Annotated in this window: 17 protein-coding genes; 12 read left to right on the forward strand and 5 right to left on the reverse strand. The window is 71.7% G+C overall.

What is annotated here, in order from left to right; all coding sequences use genetic code 11:
- The first annotated feature begins 6 nt into the window (after window positions 1–6).
- Genes R2B38_RS41045 through R2B38_RS41055 form a run of 3 tightly spaced genes read left to right on the forward strand, consistent with a single transcriptional unit; the run spans window position 7 to window position 3,004 of the window.
- Window positions 7–246 carry a hypothetical protein gene (locus R2B38_RS41045; protein WP_318020877.1) on the forward strand — a complete coding sequence of 80 codons (240 nt, stop codon included), beginning with the start codon at window positions 7–9 and terminating at the stop codon, window positions 244–246.
- Window positions 243–950 (forward strand): sigma-70 family RNA polymerase sigma factor, encoded by a 708-nt coding sequence (locus R2B38_RS41050; RefSeq protein ID WP_318020878.1) that lies wholly within the window; start codon window positions 243–245, stop codon window positions 948–950. Before R2B38_RS41045 ends, R2B38_RS41050 begins: the two co-directional genes overlap by 4 nt.
- Window positions 947–3,004: a M48 family metalloprotease gene (locus tag R2B38_RS41055; protein WP_318020879.1), complete on the forward strand. Its 2,058-nt coding sequence runs from the start codon at window positions 947–949 to the stop codon at window positions 3,002–3,004. The genes R2B38_RS41050 and R2B38_RS41055 overlap by 4 nt, the downstream gene beginning before the upstream one ends.
- A gap of 10 nt (window positions 3,005–3,014) precedes the next feature.
- Here R2B38_RS41055 and R2B38_RS41060 read toward each other — a convergent pair whose 3' ends face one another.
- The 4 genes from R2B38_RS41060 to R2B38_RS41075 form a co-directional block, all read right to left on the reverse strand.
- A complete protein-coding gene (locus tag R2B38_RS41060; RefSeq protein WP_318020880.1) occupies window positions 3,015–3,470 on the reverse strand; it encodes a J domain-containing protein in 456 nt (151 codons plus the stop codon).
- Window positions 3,467–4,108: a hypothetical protein gene (locus R2B38_RS41065; protein ID WP_318020881.1), complete on the reverse strand. Its 642-nt coding sequence runs from the start codon at window positions 4,106–4,108 to the stop codon at window positions 3,467–3,469. The genes R2B38_RS41060 and R2B38_RS41065 overlap by 4 nt, the downstream gene beginning before the upstream one ends.
- A 177-nt stretch (window positions 4,109–4,285) precedes the next feature.
- Window positions 4,286–4,702, reverse strand: coding sequence for an acyl dehydratase (locus tag R2B38_RS41070; RefSeq protein ID WP_318020882.1), 417 nt, complete (start codon window positions 4,700–4,702; stop codon window positions 4,286–4,288).
- The gene (locus R2B38_RS41075; protein WP_318020883.1) at window positions 4,699–5,184 is read right to left on the reverse strand and encodes a MaoC family dehydratase N-terminal domain-containing protein; all 486 of its coding nucleotides are present in this window, start codon (window positions 5,182–5,184) and stop codon (window positions 4,699–4,701) included. Before R2B38_RS41075 ends, R2B38_RS41070 begins: the two co-directional genes overlap by 4 nt.
- 121 nt (window positions 5,185–5,305) lie before the next feature.
- Between R2B38_RS41075 and R2B38_RS41080 the strand changes: the two genes are divergently transcribed.
- The 8 genes from R2B38_RS41080 to R2B38_RS41115 all read left to right on the forward strand — a co-directional run bounded on the left by R2B38_RS41080 (window position 5,306) and on the right by R2B38_RS41115 (window position 15,292).
- Window positions 5,306–6,184: an alpha/beta hydrolase gene (locus tag R2B38_RS41080; protein ID WP_318020884.1), complete on the forward strand. Its 879-nt coding sequence runs from the start codon at window positions 5,306–5,308 to the stop codon at window positions 6,182–6,184.
- A gap of 17 nt (window positions 6,185–6,201) precedes the next feature.
- Window positions 6,202–8,514: a CoA transferase gene (locus R2B38_RS41085; RefSeq protein ID WP_318020885.1), complete on the forward strand. Its 2,313-nt coding sequence runs from the start codon at window positions 6,202–6,204 to the stop codon at window positions 8,512–8,514.
- Entirely contained in the window at window positions 8,511–10,028 is a 1,518-nt protein-coding gene (locus tag R2B38_RS41090; protein ID WP_318020886.1) for an AMP-binding protein, read from the forward strand. The genes R2B38_RS41085 and R2B38_RS41090 overlap by 4 nt, the downstream gene beginning before the upstream one ends.
- A 50-nt stretch (window positions 10,029–10,078) precedes the next feature.
- Window positions 10,079–10,516 carry a Fur family transcriptional regulator gene (locus R2B38_RS41095; protein WP_033280496.1) on the forward strand — a complete coding sequence of 146 codons (438 nt, stop codon included), beginning with the start codon at window positions 10,079–10,081 and terminating at the stop codon, window positions 10,514–10,516.
- A 34-nt stretch (window positions 10,517–10,550) separates the two neighbouring features.
- Window positions 10,551–12,761 (forward strand): catalase/peroxidase HPI, encoded by a 2,211-nt coding sequence (katG, locus tag R2B38_RS41100; RefSeq protein ID WP_318020887.1) that lies wholly within the window; start codon window positions 10,551–10,553, stop codon window positions 12,759–12,761.
- Between the two features lie 111 nt (window positions 12,762–12,872).
- A complete protein-coding gene (locus R2B38_RS41105) occupies window positions 12,873–14,480 on the forward strand; it encodes a serine/threonine-protein kinase (protein ID WP_318020888.1) in 1,608 nt (535 codons plus the stop codon).
- Window positions 14,481–14,489: 9 nt separating this feature from the next.
- Window positions 14,490–14,942: a flavodoxin family protein gene (locus tag R2B38_RS41110; protein ID WP_318020889.1), complete on the forward strand. Its 453-nt coding sequence runs from the start codon at window positions 14,490–14,492 to the stop codon at window positions 14,940–14,942.
- A gap of 113 nt (window positions 14,943–15,055) precedes the next feature.
- A complete protein-coding gene (locus tag R2B38_RS41115; RefSeq protein WP_318020890.1) occupies window positions 15,056–15,292 on the forward strand; it encodes a chaplin in 237 nt (78 codons plus the stop codon).
- 54 nt (window positions 15,293–15,346) lie between these two features.
- Here R2B38_RS41115 and R2B38_RS41120 read toward each other — a convergent pair whose 3' ends face one another.
- A complete protein-coding gene (locus R2B38_RS41120) occupies window positions 15,347–16,021 on the reverse strand; it encodes a hypothetical protein (RefSeq protein ID WP_318020891.1) in 675 nt (224 codons plus the stop codon).
- Between the two features lie 265 nt (window positions 16,022–16,286).
- On the opposite strand from R2B38_RS41120, the gene R2B38_RS41125 reads away from it, so the two are divergent.
- On the forward strand, window positions 16,287–17,207 hold the full coding sequence (locus R2B38_RS41125; protein WP_318020892.1) for an SGNH/GDSL hydrolase family protein: 921 nt from the start codon (window positions 16,287–16,289) through the stop codon (window positions 17,205–17,207).
- Window positions 17,208–17,223: the final 16 nt, after the last annotated feature.

The raw sequence follows: 17,223 nt of genomic DNA on the forward strand, positions 1-17,223 counted from the left end.
CCTGAGATGGTTGTCGAACCTGTGGTGGTGGTCGTGGTGCCGGCCTGTACGCAGTTGGTGTACGCGCTGGCGGTGCTGTGGACGCAGCCGGCGCGGGACCGCGCGTGGGCGCACGCGCTGGCCACGGTCGTGCGGGCGGCCGGGCCCGGCGGCACGGTCGAGGTCACGCGCGCCGACGGCCGGACGCTGATCGCGCGTCCGGCGTCGTCGACGGCCGCCGAGCCGGTCGGGGCTGACCACCGGTGAGCGCGGAACAGGCCCTGGGGCAACGGGACTTCGAGACCTTCTTCACCTGCGCGTACGGACGTGTCCTGGCGCAGGTGATCATGCTCTGCGGCAGCCGCGAGGACGCCGAGGACGTCACCCAGGAGGCGTTCCTGGAGGCCTTCCGGGCCTGGGACCGCATCGCGGAGTACGACCTGCCCGAGGCGTGGGTGTACCGGGTCGCCGTCCAGCGGCTGTGGAAGGCACAGCGCAGGCGCAGAACGGGCCAGGACCGGCTGCCGGACGTGCCGGTGCCGGTCCGGGCGAGCCCCGAACAGAGCGCGGAGGCGCGCGAGGTGCTGCGGCTGCTGGCCGCACTGCCGCCGCGGCAGCGGGTCACGATGGTGCTGTTCTGTCTGCACGGCTGGTCCCAGCAGGAGATCGCCAAGACGCTGCGGATGACGCGCGGCGGCGTCGCCGCGAACGTCTCCAAGGCACGCCGGACGCTCAAGGAGGCGCTGGACATGGCCGCGGACGACACGAGCAGGTACGACCCGTTCATGGCCGGCCCGCAGCCGACCGGTCCCGGCCGCGCGGACGCGAGCCGCATCGGCCTCGGCCGTGACCCCCTCGTCAAGGCCCTGCGCACCACGGAGGCATGGCTCCGAGCGGCCGTCGAGGGAGACGCGGAAGGGCTCGACCGGGCGCGGGCGGCGCTGGCCCGCAGACGGGGAGAGAGCCGGTGACCGCGGTCCTGGGATGGTTACGCGGGCTGTTCGCCGTGGGGATGCTCGCCGGGTTCTACGTCGTCGCGTTCGCTCTCCTCGCGGCCGACGCGGCCCTCGTCGGCCTCACGCTGTGGGGAATGGTCGAGATGCCCTCACAGACCGGCAACTGGTCGCTCGCCCTGGGCGGCAGTATCCCGGCGGCCTCCGCCCTGCTGTACGGGATAGCCACGGTGAGCCGCACGGAGGCGCCCCCGCCCGACGCGGTGCTCCTGCGCCGCGCCGACGCCCCCGGCCTGTGGCGGCTGGTCGAGGAGCTGGCCGGGCAGTTGCGCACCCGGCCGCCCAGCCGCATCTACCTGACAGCGCAGGCCAACGCGTCGGTGTCGGAGGACGCCCGGCTGCTCGGCCTCTCGGTCGGGGAGCGGACCATGAGTCTGGGCGTGCCGCTGCTCCGCTGGCTGAAGCCCATGGAGCTGCGGGCCGTGCTCTGCCATGAACTCGGCCACTACGCGGGCCGGCACACCCGGTTCGGCGCGATCACCTACCGGGGGGCCGCGTCGCTGCGTTCCACCCTGTTCCGGCTGCGCATGACCGCACGGTCCGACCAGGGCCGGGTCGGGTACGCCTGGCTGTACCAGGCGGCGATCGGCGCCTACGCGTGGGTGTATCTGCGTCTGTCGCTGGCGGTGCGCCGACGCCAGGAACTGGAGGCGGACGCGGAGGCGGCCTCGGTCGTCGGCCCGGAGGTGACCGCCCAGGCGCTGCGCGCCGTCCACGCCCTCGGCATCACCTGGGCCGGGTTCGAGAGCCGGTATCTGCGGCCCGTGCAGCGGCTCGGGTTCGTGCCCGAGGACGTGTTCGAGGCGTTCGCCGCCATGGTGGACGACCCGCCGGTGCGGACGCGGATGGCCGAACTGCGCGCGCACCCGGTCGAGTCGGGCCGTTCCCCGCTGGACTCCCATCCACCGCTGGTCCGACGGCTGGCCCTGATCGAGGCGCGCCCCGCCGGGCCGCCCAGGATCGTCGCCGAGGAGGGCCCGCTGATCGCGGACACGTCACCGGTGACCCGCGTACAGCGCAAGATGCTCGGAGAAGCCGGGCACGCGGTGACGGCACTGCCCTGGACGGAGTGGGCCGACCTGGCCGCCGAGGCGTTCGCCATCGAGCTCGCGAGCCTCCTCCTCGACGCGGCGAGCGACACCCGGACGACCGCGCGCCCCACGCTCGCCACCGTCCTCGGCCTGCTGGAACGCGGAGAGCACACAGAGCTGGTACGCCGCCTCACCGACGCGCCCGAGCCCGAGGAACAGCTCACCGAGGCCCTGTACGCGCTGACCGGGCAGGCCCTGGCCGGCGCGGGCCGCGCACGCTGGGTGCTCAGCTGGACCCAGGGCTACCTGCTGGACTGCCCCCGGGATCCGCGCGGGCGCCTGGACGATCTCGTCGCGGCCGCCGCACGCGACCGTACGGCGGTGCCGGCCCTGCGCGGCGAATTCGCGCGCCTCGGCCTGGACATCGAGGCACCGGTCGTCCTGGCCCTGCGTACCGTGGCCGCACCGGCCGGACGGACAACGGCCCGGCGGAGCACCAGGAGCGCGCCGGACCTGATCACCCAGGAACTCGCGCGGCAACGCACGGTCGCCAAGGTGACCATGGGCGCCTTGGTCGTCGCGATGGTGGTGTGGGGGATCGCCCTGCTCGGCTCCGACTCCTCCCAGCCCTACCCGCAGACCTACCGACCGGGGCTGGAGCTGCCGGCGACGGCCTCGCCGTACGCGCCGTGGTCCCGCTCCACCCATCTCCAGCCGGAGCCGAGCTACGCCGCGTCGCTGCCCGCACCGATCATCACCCGGCCGCTGATCCCGCTCCCGGCGCCCGATCTCCTGCTCGGCATCCATCACGTCGTATCCGGTGACACGCTCTCCGGCATCGCCTGCGCGTACGACACCACCGTCAAGGACCTGCAGGAACTCAACGACATGGGAAAGAGCACCGGCCTCGCGGTGGGACAGACACTGCTGATCCCGGCGCAAGAGAAGAGCTCCGGGAACGGGGCCGCGGGCTGCCGGTGACCGGAGTGGGTCAGCGACGGCGTCGGCGTCGTTTCGGCGGCGGCTCCTCGACGGGGCTCCACCAGGCGAACCGGTCGGCCCGCCGCCACGAAGAGCCCGGATCGTGCGCCGGGAAGAAACCGGCGTGCATCCCCTGGTCACGGACGGGGCCCGAGGGGCCACCCGTGCGAGGGCCGGCACCGGAGGCCCACTCGAAGGGGTCGGCCGCAGGCGGCGGCGGTTCGGCGGAGGTGCCGGGCGCGCTCCGTGGCACAGCCGCGCGGCGGCGGTCGTACGCCGCACGCCGCACCGGGTCGGACAGCGTCTCGTAGGCCCGGCGCACGTCCTGGAAGACTTCCGCGTCGCCGCCACGGTCGGGATGGTGGGTCAGCGCCCTGCGACGGAACGCGCGCACGATCTCGGCCCTGGCGGCATCGGCCGGGACGCCGAGCACCAGATAGAAGTCCGGTTCGTCCGCCGCGGTCACCGCACCGCCACCTCGGCCTGCCGGCAGACCAGCCGCCATGAGGCGCGGTGCGCGGGACCGGACAGACCCGAGCCGTGCCCGGACACAAACGTCACCCACCGGCGTCCGGCGAGGTAGCACCAGACGTCCAACTCGTCGTCGTTGCCGAAGTAGAAGCAGTCGCCCCGGTCGAACACGTCGCCGTTCACGAACGGCCACTGCGACCGGGCCTGCGCCTCCACGGGCAGATTGCCGAGAAACCCGCGCAAGCGCGCCGGCAGCGGCAGTTCCTCCTCGAACCCACGCGGCGCGTCGCCCGCCGACACCGCGGGACGACCGGGGCGCGGCCGTCCCGGCTTCCGCACCACCACCGCGTGCCGCAACGACGACGGTACGAACGGCACGACCGTGAGCAACTGCGCCGGCCCGCCACGGTCGTTGACGGTCGGCGTGGCCACGGCGAGACCCCGCTCACCGAACACCACCGCGTACGGCCGCTCGATGTCCGCGGGGTGGCAGTACGCCCACCACTCGACGATCGGACCGACCCTGGTGACCATCCGGTCGCGGGCCGCCTCGCTCAGCTGACGCCACCAGTACTCGCGGCCGGGCCGGTCGACGAACCCGAGCGTCGCCGCGTCGTGCACGGGAGCGTCCACGCTCGGGGCGCGTCCCGGAACGGGAAGCGGCCCGGGCCGACGATCCACCGAACCGCCCTCACCGGCCTTCCGCCGAGGCACAGGACTGGACGGCATACGGCACCTCCCGGGGCTCGGATCCGCCGTCACCGGCCGTCCATTGTGACCGTGCCGCCTCCACCGGGGAAGGGTTTCACCTCACCCGGGGACCACCACGGCACGCCCCCGGCAACACACCACGTCACCGGCACCGCAGCGTTCGACCAGATCCAGAGTGACCGCACCGCTGACCGCGTCCACGGACCGCACTGTGCCCGTCACCACCAGCCGATCCCCGACATACGCCGGTGCCCGGTTTTGCCACCCCACCTCCCGCACCTCTCCACCCGCACCCGCGAACTCCACGGCGGCACGGTGGAACAGACACCCGTGCAGCTGAGCCATCACGACCGCCCCCGCCAGCCCCTCCGACCGCGCGAACTCGCTGTCGTAGTGGATGAGATGGGCATTACGGGTGACCGCCCCGAACCGCAGCAGACTGATCGCGTCGGGTGTCAGCTCGACGGGCAACACGGCCTGCCCCACGACGACTTGGCGTTTCTGACGGCCTGTCATCGGACGATGAACCTTTCTGTGACTTCGATCAACGTGCCCCGTACCGCGCCGTAGACCTTCTCCACCGTGAGGAGAAGGAAGCCCTCGCCAACTCCCTTGCGTTCCACGGCAGTCAGCGCGCGCCGCAGCTCGATCAGGTCACCCGCCCGCACCGCGTCGACCCAGCGCACGTCCTGCCCGCCCGCCATCAGCCGGACGTCGAGACCGTCCGTCCCGGGGACCTCGTCGCGGTACATGCCGTCCGGCCGGAACTCCGCCACGTCGGCGCCGGGTGCCCCGCGCAGCAGGCTCACCACGTACATGGGGTGGACGGCGAAGTCGGCGCGAGCGGGATCGACGAACTGCGGGGTGCTCTCTCCGGCCGCCCGCGCGAACTCCGCCGCGTCCTCGGCCCGTACGACACCCAACGACCGCCGCTCCCACCTCCCCAACGACGCCCGGGCCCGCTCCTCGACCAGCTCCAACGCGGCGCTCCTGATCATGAGTTGCCTCCCCTCCGGTGTCCTGACGGTAAGGACGGTCCGCCCCCGGCCGCCACGGAACCGGCCCGCTCAGCGGACCGTTCCGCTTGGGTGGAGATCGCCGCCGTCCCACCATCGGGACATGGACCTCATGGACATCCAGGCGCCCCCGGAGGGCACCTACGCGGAAGCGGACGGCGTCAAGTACCACTACGTCGAGCTTGGGGAGGGCAGTCCTGCGGTCAGCCCGACGGTCTTCCTGCACGGCGGCGGCCCGGGCTGCACCGGCTGGTCGGACTTCGGCCAGGTGGCACGGCTGTTCGCGGCGGACCGCCGGTGCCTGCTCGTCGACATCCTCCAGTACGGCAAGTCCGCCAAGCCCGTCATCGAGGGCCCCATGTGGGACTACCACGCGGCCAAGACCGTCGCCCTCCTCGACGGACTCGGCATCGACCGCGCCGACTTCGTCTGCAACTCCTGGGGCGGCACCATCGCCCTCAACCTCGCCGCCAAGTACCCCGAGCGCGTACGGTCGTTGGTCATCACCGGCAGCATGCCCGTCTTCTACGGCCCGCTCGCGCCCCTGCCGGAGGGCGGCCGCCGCGGCCGCAACGCCCGCGACGTGTACTACGGCGGCACCGGCCCCTCCTGGCAGAAGATGCGCGAACTCATCGCCCGCCTGGAGTGGTTCGACCCGGCCGCCATCCCCGACGGCACCGTGACCCTGCGCTACGAGCAGAGCCTCGACCCCGAGGAGACCGCGCTCGCCGGCGCCTCCGACAACCCGCGCGGCGACTGGCAGGACCTCACCGCCGAACTCGGTCTGATCGCCGCGCCGACGCTGTTCCTGTGGGGCATGCAGGACGCGTTCCTGACCCCGGACTACCCCTTGATGCTGGCCCGCATGATCCCCAAGGGCAACCTGCACGTGATGAGCGAGGCCTCCCACCATCCGCAGGAGGAACGGCCCTACGACTACCACAGCGTCGTCACTGGCTTCCTGAACCAGCAGCACAACTGACTCTCCGGGGAGGAGACATGAGCGGGTCCGTCGCGAGGGTCGTCGAACTGTCCAGCCCCTTCACCCGGTTCGCCGGCCGACTGCTGGTCGGGCTCGGGTACGAGGTCGTGCTCGTCGAACCGCCGGAGGGTGACGCGACCCGACGCGAACTCGGCGGCGACGCGTTCGTCCACTGGCACGCGGGGAAGCGGTCGGTCGTGCCCGCCTCGCCCGAAGAGCTGCGTGCTCTCCTCGCCGGCGCCGACGTGCTGCTCGACGGGAGTCCGGGCGGCGCCGAGGAGATCGTGGCGGGCCTCGACGACCTCGTGCACGTCCGCGTCACCCCCTTCGGCCTGCTCGGCCCCCGCACCGACTGGCAGGGCACCGACCTCGTGGTGGCCGCGCTGGGCGGAATGCTCGCCCAGGTCGGCGACCCCGACGGCCCGCCGCTACGGCTGCCGGAGCAGCAGGCCGAGCAACTCGCCGGCGTCAACGCGGCGATCGCCGCCCTGCTCGGACTCCGCGCGCGTCGCACCGGCCCGGGACAACTCGTCGACGTCTCCGCGCAGGCGTGCGTCGCGGCCGCGCTGGAGGCCGGAACGCTCGCCTACCTGCACGAGGACCGGGTTCCGCCGCGCCCCGGGAGCGTCCATCCCCTCGTGCCGCACGGCCTGTTCAGGTCCGCCGACGGCTACCTGGGCGGTGGGCTCGGCGGCAGCCCCCGCATGTGGGACGCGCTGCTCGACTGGCTGCGCGAGGAGAACACGGCGGCCGACCTCACGGAACCGCGCTGGCAGGACCCGGTCGAACGCAAGAAGCACCAGGAGCATGTGTTCAAGGTCGTCCAGGACTTCGTGGGCAGGTGGCCGAAGGCCGAGTTCGCGGAACGGGCCCAGGCGAGGAAACTACCCTGGGCCGCCGTCGACCTGCCCCACGAACTCCCCGACAACCCGCAGCTCACGGCCCGCGACTTCTTCACCCGGGTCCGCACACCGGAGGGCGAGCGGACCGACCTGGGCTTCCCCTTCGCGTTCCCGGAAGGCCACCGGGTACGGGAGTTGGACGTCCCCGCGCCGGGCGCGGACCAGGAGATGCTCGCGGAACACCGTCCGGGGCCCACCCCCGCGGTCGTGAACACCGAGGCCCCCGCCCTGCACGGCATCCGCGTCCTCGACCTGACCTGGGTCCTCGCCGGTCCGTACTGCACCAAGGTCCTGGCCGACCACGGCGCCGACGTCATCAAGGTCGAGTCCATGGGCCGCCCCGACCCCACCCGCTTCGCCCCCTTCATGCACCTCTCCCGCGGCCCCCACACGGACCCGAACACCAACGGCTACTTCAACGAGGTCAACCGCAACAAACGCAGCATCGCCCTCGACACCCGCACCGACGAAGGCGTCGCGGTCCTCCGCGAACTCATCGCCCACGCCGACGTCCTCGTGGAGAACTTCAGCTCCACCGTCATGCGCAAACTCGGCCTCGGCTACGAGGAGTTGACCCGGATCAACCCGGACCTCGTATACGTCAGCATGTCGGGCATGGGGCACACCGGCCCGCGCAACGGCTGGGTCTCGTACGCCGACACGGTCTCGGCGAGCGCGGGACTGACCGGACTGACCGGCTGGGGCCCGGACGACGTGGTCGGCGTGATCTACGGCCACGGCGACATCGTCGCGGGACTGCAGGCCGCCCTCGCCACGGTCGCCGCACTGGAGCACCGCGCCGTCACCGGGCGCGGACAGCACATCGACCTCTCCCAACTGGAGGCGACAGCAGCCCACATGGGCACCAGCCTCCTCGGCGGCCCGGCGGTCACACCGAGCGGCAACACCCACCCGAGCTGGAGCCCGCAGGGCGTCTACCGCTGCCTCGGCACCGACCGCTGGCTGGCGGTCAGCGTGCGCGACGACACCGAGTGGGCGGCGCTGTGCGAGGTCATCGGCCGACCCGAACTCGCCACGGATGAAAGGACGTTCACGGCGCAGGCCCGGCGCATTTCGGCAGCCCTTGTGGACGCCGCGCTCGGGGAGTGGACCCGCACCCTCCCCGCCGACGTCGCCGCCGAAGCGCTCCAGGCCCACGGAATCCCGGCCGGAGCCGTACAGGACGGGCGTGAACTCGTGGAGCACGACCCGCAGTTGAGGGCCCGTGGCTTCTATGTCCGCAGGGAACACCCGGTCGCGGGCGCCTTCCTCCACGAGGGCGTCCCGATCCGCCTCACCCGCACACCCGGCGGGATCCGCGCGGCCGCGCCCGTACTCGGCGCCGACACCGACGCCGTACTGAGTGAGGTGGCGGGGTTCTCGACGGAGCGCGTCCAGCGGCTCCGGGAGGCCGGAGTCCTGCGGTGACCGACACCATCCCCGGCCTCCTCGACGCGGTGGCCGGGGAGTTCGGCGAACGGCCCTTCCTGCGGGTGGGGGACGTGACACGGACGTACGCGGAGACCCGTACGGCCGCCGCCACGATGGCCGGAGCGCTCGCCGAGCGGGGGTGTCGGCCGGGCGACCGCGTCGCCGTCATGGCCGACAACCGCATCGAGGTCGTCGACCTCATCCTCGGCTGCGCCTGGCTGGGCGCGGTGCTGATCCCGCTCAACACCGGTCTGCGGGGCGGTGGGCTTCGGGAGGTGCTGCGGGCGGCGGCGCCTCAATTCCTGTTGGTCGAGCCGGAGTTGGTGGAGCGGGTCGTAGCGGCCGGGTTTCAGGGGGAGTTGTGGGTCGTCGGCGGGGGCGACGTACCGACGCCGGGTACGGCCCCCGCCCTGCCTCCTGCCCAAGTGCGCCCGGACGACACCGCGTTCGTGCTGTTCACCTCGGGGACCACGGGTGCGGCGCGCGGTGTCCGGTGCCCGCACGCGCAGACCGTCTGGTGGGGCCGCAACGTCTCCGACTCGCTCCAACTCACCGCCGACGACGTGCTGTTCACCTGTCTGCCGCTGTTCCACACCAACGCGCTGAACACCCTCGCGCACGCCATGGCCGTGGGCGCGAGCTGTGTGATCGGTGAGCGGTTCTCCGCCACGCGGTACTGGGAGCGGGTGGCGGAGGCCGGGGCGACCGTCGTCTATCTGCTGGGCGCGATGGTGCCGATGCTGCTGGCCCAGCCGCCGAGTGCCGTCGACCGTGCGCATCGGGTGTGGTGCGGGCTTTCCCCCGCCACTCCCGGCTCGGCGTGGGAGCCGTTCCGTGAGCGGTTCGGGGTCACGCTGGTCGACGGGTTCGGGTCGACGGAGACGAACCTCGTCATCGGGTCGACGCCCGAGGAGCAGCGGCCCGGTTACGTCGGTACCGTGCGCGACGGCTTCTCCGCGCGCGTAGTCGACGAGCTGCTCGCCCCCGTCGCGGACGGTGTCGCCGGTGAGCTGGTGGTCCGTAGCGCGCATGAATTCGCTTTCTGCACCGGGTACTTGGGGGAGTCCGAGCCTGGTCCCACTGCCTGGCGGCGCACCGGTGACCGGGTGGTCCGTGACGCCGACGGGTGGTTCCGGTTCGTCGACCGGATCAAGGACGTGATCCGGCGGCGCGGGGAGAACGTGTCCTCGCAGGAGGTGGAGTCCGTCGTCCGCTCGCACCCGGCGGTCGCCGATGTGGCCGCCTTCCCGGTGCCTTCGGAGCTGGCCGAGGACGAGGTCATGGTCGCGGTGGTGCCCGGGCCGGGTCGGGTACTGGACCCGCTGGACCTCGTACGGCACTGTGCGCACGAACTGCCGCCGTTCGCGGTGCCCCGCTACATCGACACCGTCCGCGAGCTCCCGCTCACCGAGACCGGCAAGGTTCGCAAGGGCGTACTGCGCGAACGTGGGGTCACCGCCACCACGTGGGACCGCTCCACACCGTCCGCCCCGGGACGACATCAAACTTGAACCGTTTGTTTTCTTGAATCACTCGTGTTTATGGCTGTAGGTTGAGCGCCATGACCGCATCCCAGCCACCGACCACCGCCGAGGAGCTGCGCGGTGCCGGCCTGCGGGTGACGGCAGCCCGCGTCGCGCTGCTCGAGACCGTCCGGCACGGTGACCACCTCGATGTCGAGGCGGTCGCGTCCGGGGTCCGTGACCGCGTAGGACACATATCGCTCCAGGCCGTGTACGACGCGCTCCACGCGCTGACCTCGGCCGGACTCATACGCCGTATCGAACCGGCAGGCAGTCCCGCCCGCTTCGAAGGACGCGTCGGCGACAACCACCACCACCTCATGTGCAGGTCGTGCGGTGTCGTCGCCGATGTCGACTGCGCGGTCGGCGAGGCACCCTGCCTGACCGCCGCCGACGACCAAGGCTTCTCGATCGACGAGGCCGAGGTCATCTACTGGGGTCTGTGCCCCGCCTGTACCGCGGTCCCCAGTTCCTGAGCCACGTGTTCCACCCCGTTTTGGAAGGATTCCCATGTCTGAGAACCACGACGCAATCGTCACGGACGCGAAGTCGGAGGACGCCGGGGGCTGCCCCGTCGCGCACGGGCGCGCCGCGCACCCGACCCAGGGCGGTGGCAACCGTCAGTGGTGGCCGGAGCGGCTCAACCTGAAGATCCTTGCCAAGGACCCGGTCGTCGCGAACCCGCTCGGCGCGGACTTCGACTACGCCGAGGCGTTCGGTGCCCTCGACCTCGCGGCCGTCAAACAGGACATCGCCGAGGTACTGACCACCTCGCAGGACTGGTGGCCGGCGGACTTCGGCAACTACGGCCCGCTGATGATCCGCATGGCCTGGCACAGCGCCGGCACCTACCGCATCAGCGACGGCCGCGGCGGTGGCGGCCGCGGCCAGCAGCGCTTCGCGCCGCTGAACAGCTGGCCGGACAACGGCAACCTGGACAAGGCCCGCCGTCTGCTGTGGCCCGTCAAGAAGAAGTACGGCCAGTCCATCTCCTGGGCCGACCTCCTGATCCTCACGGGCAACGTGGCGCTGGAGACGATGGGCTTCGAGACCTTCGGCTTCGCCGGCGGCCGCGCCGACGTCTGGGAGGCCGACGAGGACGTGTACTGGGGTCCCGAGACCACCTGGCTCGACGACCAGCGCTACACCGGCGACCGCGAGCTGGAGAACCCGCTCGGCGCCGTCCAGATGGGCCTCATCTACGTCAACCCCGAGGGCCCGAACGGCAACCCGGACCCGCTGGCCGCGGCCCGCGACATCCGCGAGACCTTCCGCCGCATGGCGATGAACGACGAGGAGACCGTCGCCCTCATCGCCGGTGGCCACACCTTCGGCAAGACCCACGGCGCCGGCCCGGCCGAGTCGGTCGGCGACGACCCCGAGGCCTCCCCGTTGGAGCAGCAGGGCCTGGGCTGGAAGTCCACCTACGGCACCGGCAAGGGTGGCGACGCCATCACCTCCGGCCTGGAGGTCACCTGGACCACCAAGCCGACCCAGTGGAGCAACGACTTCTTCGACATCCTCTTCGGCTACGAGTGGGAGCTGACCCAGAGCCCCGCCGGCGCCAACCAGTGGGTGGCCAAGGACGCCGAGGCGATCATCCCCGACGCCCACAGCGACGCCAAGAAGCTGCCCACGATGCTCACCACCGACCTCTCGCTGCGCTTCGACCCGATCTACGGCGAGATCTCGAAGCGCTTCCACGAGAACCCGGCGCAGTTCGCCGACGCCTTCTCCCGCGCGTGGTTCAAGCTGACCCACCGTGACCTGGGCCCGAAGTCCCTGTACCTCGGCCCGGAGGTCCCGTCCGAGACCCTGCTGTGGCAGGACCCGCTGCCGCAGGCCGAGGGCGAGACCATCGACGCCGCCGACGTCACGGCCCTCAAGGCGAAGATCCTCGCCTCGGACCTGACCGTCTCGCAGCTCGTGTCCGTCGCCTGGGCGTCCGCCTCCACCTTCCGGGGCAGCGACAAGCGCGGCGGTGCCAACGGCGCCCGTATCCGCCTTGAGCCGCAGCGCGGCTGGGAGGCCAACGACCCCGACCAGCTCGCTCAGGTGCTGCGTGTTCTGGAAGGCATCCAGGCGGAGTTCAACTCCGGCGCCAAGAAGGTCTCCCTGGCCGACCTGATCGTCCTCGGTGGCGCCGCCGCGGTAGAGAAGGCCGCCAAGGACGGCGGCGTCGACGTGGAGGTCCCCTTCACGCCGGGCCGTGTCGACGCGACCGAGGAGCACACGGACGTCGAGTCGTTCGCCGCGCTGGAGCCGACCGTCGACGGTTTCCGCAACTACCTCGGCAAGGGCAACCGCCTGCCCGCCGAGTACCTGCTGCTGGACCGCGCCAACCTGCTCACCCTGAGCGCCCCCGAGCTGACCGTCCTCGTCGGCGGCCTGCGCGTCCTGGGCGCCAACCAGGGCCAGTCCACGCACGGCGTCCTCACGGACAAGGTCGGCACGCTGACCAACGACTTCTTCGTGAACCTGCTCGACCTGGGCACCGCGTGGACGTCGACCTCCTCGGACCAGCAGACCTTCGAGGCCCGTGACGCCTCCGGCGCGGTCAAGTGGACCGGCACCCGTGCCGACCTGGTCTTCGGCTCGAACTCCGAGCTGCGCGCGCTCGCCGAGGTCTACGCGAGCGACGACGCGAAGGAGAAGTTCGTGAAGGACTTCGTCGACGCGTGGGTCAAGGTCTCCAACCTGGACCGCTTCGACCTGATCTGAGCAGTCCGCACCATCTGACGTCCGGGTCGGCCCTCACGGGTCGGCCCGGACGTTTCTCATCCTGCGAACTCGCGGCACAGGCGTGCACGTTCGTCACATAAGCTCCTCCGCATGAATGAGGGGGAGCCCGGCAGACGGGTCGTGGACGGCCGCTTCGAGCTGGAGTCCCGGCTCGGCGGCGGTGGCATGGGCACGGTGTGGCGCGCCCAGGACCTGCTGCTGCACCGCTATGTCGCGGTCAAGGAGGTCCGGCCGCCGGACATCGACCTCGCCGAGTACGACCCCGCCGCGGCGGAGATGCTGCGCCAGCGGGTCCTGCGCGAGGCACGCGCGCTGGCCAGGGTCGAGCACCCGAACGTGGTGACGATCCATCACATCGTCGACGAGGGCGTGGGCACCTACCCCTGGCTCGTCATGGAACTCGTCCAAGGCGGCTCCCTCGCCGACCGGTTGGCCCGCGGACCCATGGCCCCCGCCGAGGCCGCACACCTCGGCCGCGGCGTGCTCGACGCCCTCGACGCGGCACACGCGGCGGGCGTCCAGCACCGCGACGTGAAACCCGCCAACGTCCTGCTGCGTACCGACGGCCGCCCCGTCCTCACCGACTTCGGCATCGCCGCGATCCGCGACGCCACCGCCCTCACCGCCACCGGCTCGATCATCGGCACCCCCGACTACATGGCCCCGGAACGGGTCTCCGGCCAGAGCGGCGGTCCCGCCGCCGACCTGTGGTCGCTCGCGATGATGCTCTACGTCGCCGTCGAGGGCCACCACCCGCTCCAGCGCGGTACGACCCTGGCCACGCTGGCCGCCGTACTCCAGGAAGACGTGCCGCCACCGGTGCGGGCCGGATCGCTGACGCCGGTGCTGTCCTGCGTCCTGGTCCGTGATCCCGAGGGGCGGCCGGACGCCTGGACGGTCGGCCGGATGCTGGACGCCGCCGCGGCCCAGCCCGAGGACCGGCGCCCCGAGACGACCTCGTACCGGCTCGCACCGCCGACGCCGCCGTCGCTGCCGCCCACCGACGGCATGCAGGCCACGGGCAGTCGACGGCGCCCGGCGGCGAAGCGGTCGCGAGGCGTCGCCGTCGCCTCCAGCGTCGTAGGCGTCCTGCTGGTGGGGACGCTCGCCTGGAAGGTGCTGCCGGGCGGGAACGACAAGAACGGCTCGACGGCGTCCCCTGGCGCCGGTGGTCAGACGCAGCAGCAGACGCCCACGCCGACCGTCTCGGCGACTCAGAGCAGCGCCGCCGTGAAGACCCAGGACATGCTCACGCCGGCCGGTATTCGCACAGCGATCAAGGCCTTCAAGGACAAGACGGGCAGTGATCGTTTCGGCGGCTTCTCCGTGTACCCGGGGTATGTCATGGCGAACGTGATGGTCAAAGGAAGCCAGACCAGGTACGTCAGCTACATCTACCGTTCGGGTAGTGGTTTCGATGCGGGAGGCGGCAGTAAGAGCACGCTGTTGGACGACGAAAAGCCAGTGAACCTGGACGACTTCGACTGGGACACCGTTCCCGCGTTGCTGAAGACCGCGCGCAAGGATCTGAAGGTGGACAAGCCGACGTCCCGCTACCTGTTGCTCCGAATGCCGAGCATCGCCTTCAACACACCTGCTGCCATGGCGATTTACCTGGTCGACGACTACGGCTCCGGCGGCTATATGGAAGCCACCCCCCAGGGCAAGGTCACCAGGGTGATGCCGTCCGACGGGTAGGTTCGCCCCGTGCCCACCTTGCTGATCGTGCATCACACCCCCTCGCCCAACTGCCAGGCGATGTTCGAGGCCGTCGTCTCCGGAGCCACGACACCGGAGATCGAGGACGTCCGGGTCGTACGGCGTGCCGCTCTGGCCACGACCGCGTCGGACGTGCTCGAAGCTGACGGATTTCTGCTGGGCACGCCCGCGAACCTCGGCTACATGTCCGGCGCGCTCAAGCACTTCTTCGACCAGATCTACTACCCGTGCCTGGACGAGACCCGGGGCCGGCCCTTCGGCTACTACGTGCACGGCGGGAACGACGTGACCGGAGCCGTGCGCGGCATCGAGGCGATCACGACCGGGCTGGGCTGGCGGCGCGTCGCCGACCCGGTGACGCTGACCGGCGAGCCGGACAGGGCCGGTATCGAGGCGTGCTGGGAGCTGGGGGCGACGATCGCCGCCGGTCTGGAGGCCTGAGCGGGCGGCCCGGGCCGGGGGTCGCCACCCGTTCGGCGGCCGAAGAGTGTCGTGACCCCCCGACGCACCCTCAGCGTGGAGGGACATGCCCCTCCGAGTGACAGGAGTTCTTCATGAGGAAGCGTCTGACGGCCGCGGTGGGTCTTGCGGGTGCGGCGTTGCTGCTGTGTGCCGGCACGGCGAGCGCGGACCCCGACCCCGTCGGTACCGCCAGCGACAGCCCGGGCGTGCTCTCCGGAAACGTCGTGCAGGTGCCGATCGATCTCGACCTCAACCTGTGCGGCAACTCCATCGACGTCATCGGTCTGCTGAACCCCGCACTGGGCAACCACTGCGAGACCACCGACTGACGAGCCGTACCGTGAACGAGCCGTGGGCCCCGCGCCCGCGGCTCGTTCCGCGTGTCAGGGGACCTCGGGCAGCCGGTGCAGGGGAGTGCCGTGGGCCCAGCGCCGCAGGCGTGAGCCGTCGATGAGCTGGACGCCGCCCTGCCTGCGTGCCCACTGCACGTCACGTCGGCTGAAGGTGCCCCGGTGCACGACGAGCCGCAGATGCGGTCCGGAGCCGGCCGCGCGTGCTGATCGCGTCGGGGTCTCCTCGCCGGGCAGCGGTTCGGCGACGGGCCGGAAGGCCACCTCCAGACGGCGGCCCAGCCGGTCGCGCGCACGGACCCGCGGCTGGCCCTGCGCGTCGGGCCGGGCCAGCGCCCGCCAGCCGTCCCGGCGCAGCATCCGGGACACGGCCAGGGCGAGCCCCTCCCCATCCAGGTCGGCGATCTCCTCGGGCGTGTAGTAGCCCAGGCGGCGCCGGGCCAGCGGCCGGTTGTGCCGGACCACGGCCGCCGTGATCACGGCGAGCAGCGCCAGCCCGCCGACGAGCGCGGCGGTGCCGAGGACGCGGTACGCCTCGGCTAGCCCGGCCACGATCCCGCACACGACGACGGCGACCACGACGAGGGCGGGCAGCACCTCGCGCAGTCCGGGGCCGTAGCGTCCCTGGGCGCGCAGGGCACGGATCGCCTCGCGCCTTCGGGAGCGCCACGACGCGCGCTTCTCGTGCCTCCGCAGCCTCTGCGGCAACAGAGCCAACTCCCCCCACCCCCAAGCGCGTTGACGCCTGCGGTAGGGATACCCGCCGGACGTGGTCCGCGTGCGCGGGGACGGGAACCGGCCACCAAACCGGCCGAACTGTTTCGGCGGCGGCCATGACCTCGCGGGCAGCGAAGTCGTCCCTCCAGACCTCTGGCCCCAGGTACCTACCGCCCGGTATACAAGGCCAGTTGAACGAGAGACGACCGCAGCGGGCCCGCCCCGCCGCACCGTCTCGTACCTGGGGAGGAACCTCATGAAGCGTGAGACGCGTCCGGACACGACGGCGCACCACCGGGGCAGGGCCGTGGCGGTCGCCGCCGCGGTCAGCGGCTGCGCCCTCGTCGTCGCGTCCGCGGCACCGGCGGCCGCGCACAACTCGGGCCATGGGCACGGTCGTTCGACTCAGTACGTGGCGCTCGGCGACTCCTACACCTCGGGCCCGTACATACCGACCCAGGTGGACGCCAACTGCGCCCGCTCCGACCACAATTACCCCTCCGTGGTGACGGCGGACCAAAGAGGGACCGTCCTCAAGGACGTGAGTTGCAGCGGCGCGACGACCGCGGAGATGTGGAAGGCGCAGGGCACCAACCCGCCCCAACTGGACGCCGTGCAGCGGAACACGGACCTGGTGACCTTGCAGATCGGGGGCAACGACATCGGGTTCAGCACCATCATCGGCACCTGCGCCAAGCTCAGCGCCACGGACCTGACGGGCAACCCGTGCCAGCGCTACTACACCTCCTCCGGCGTCGACCAGTTGGCGCTGGCCGTCCTCAACACCGCGCCGAAGGTCACCAAGGTCCTCCGTGCGGTGCACAAGCAGGCACCCCACGCGCGCGTGCTCGTCGTCGGCTACCCGGACCTGCTGCCCGACGACGGCAGCGGCTGCTACCCCTCGGTGCCGTTCGCCGCCAAGGACTTCCCCTACCTGCGGGACACCGGCAAGCGCCTCAACCTGATGCTCCGCGTGGTGGCCGCCCTCAACGGCGCGGAATACGTGGACACTTACGGCCCGACCGTCGGCCACGACATGTGCAAGGCGCCCGCCGACCGCTGGATTGAGCCGCTGCAGCCCGCCTCCCCGGCGGCTCCGGCGCACCCCAACGCGAAGGGCGAGGCGGCCATGGCGGGCGCGGTGCTGAAGCAACTGGACCGGCGCCACCGGTACTGACGGACAGCGGCGGCCC

Origin of the sequence: Streptomyces sp. N50 (genome assembly GCF_033335955.1) — a bacterium.
Lineage (GTDB): Bacteria > Actinomycetota > Actinomycetes > Streptomycetales > Streptomycetaceae > Streptomyces.

Excerpts from the sequence above, each read along its gene's own strand:
- R2B38_RS41045 (WP_318020877.1), top strand. The coding sequence starts at position 7 with ATGGTTGTCGAACCTGTGGTGGTGGTCGTGGTGCCGGCCTGTACGCAG.
- R2B38_RS41070 (WP_318020882.1), bottom strand. The coding sequence starts at position 4,702 with ATGACAGGCCGTCAGAAACGCCAAGTCGTCGTGGGGCAGGCCGTGTTG.
- R2B38_RS41075 (WP_318020883.1), bottom strand. The coding sequence starts at position 5,184 with ATGATCAGGAGCGCCGCGTTGGAGCTGGTCGAGGAGCGGGCCCGGGCG.
- R2B38_RS41080 (WP_318020884.1), top strand. The coding sequence starts at position 5,306 with ATGGACCTCATGGACATCCAGGCGCCCCCGGAGGGCACCTACGCGGAA.
- R2B38_RS41085 (WP_318020885.1), top strand. The coding sequence starts at position 6,202 with ATGAGCGGGTCCGTCGCGAGGGTCGTCGAACTGTCCAGCCCCTTCACC.
- R2B38_RS41095 (WP_033280496.1), top strand. The coding sequence starts at position 10,079 with ATGACCGCATCCCAGCCACCGACCACCGCCGAGGAGCTGCGCGGTGCC.
- katG (WP_318020887.1), top strand. The coding sequence starts at position 10,551 with ATGTCTGAGAACCACGACGCAATCGTCACGGACGCGAAGTCGGAGGAC.
- R2B38_RS41105 (WP_318020888.1), top strand. The coding sequence starts at position 12,873 with ATGAATGAGGGGGAGCCCGGCAGACGGGTCGTGGACGGCCGCTTCGAG.
- R2B38_RS41115 (WP_318020890.1), top strand. The coding sequence starts at position 15,056 with ATGAGGAAGCGTCTGACGGCCGCGGTGGGTCTTGCGGGTGCGGCGTTG.
- R2B38_RS41125 (WP_318020892.1), top strand. The coding sequence starts at position 16,287 with ATGAAGCGTGAGACGCGTCCGGACACGACGGCGCACCACCGGGGCAGG.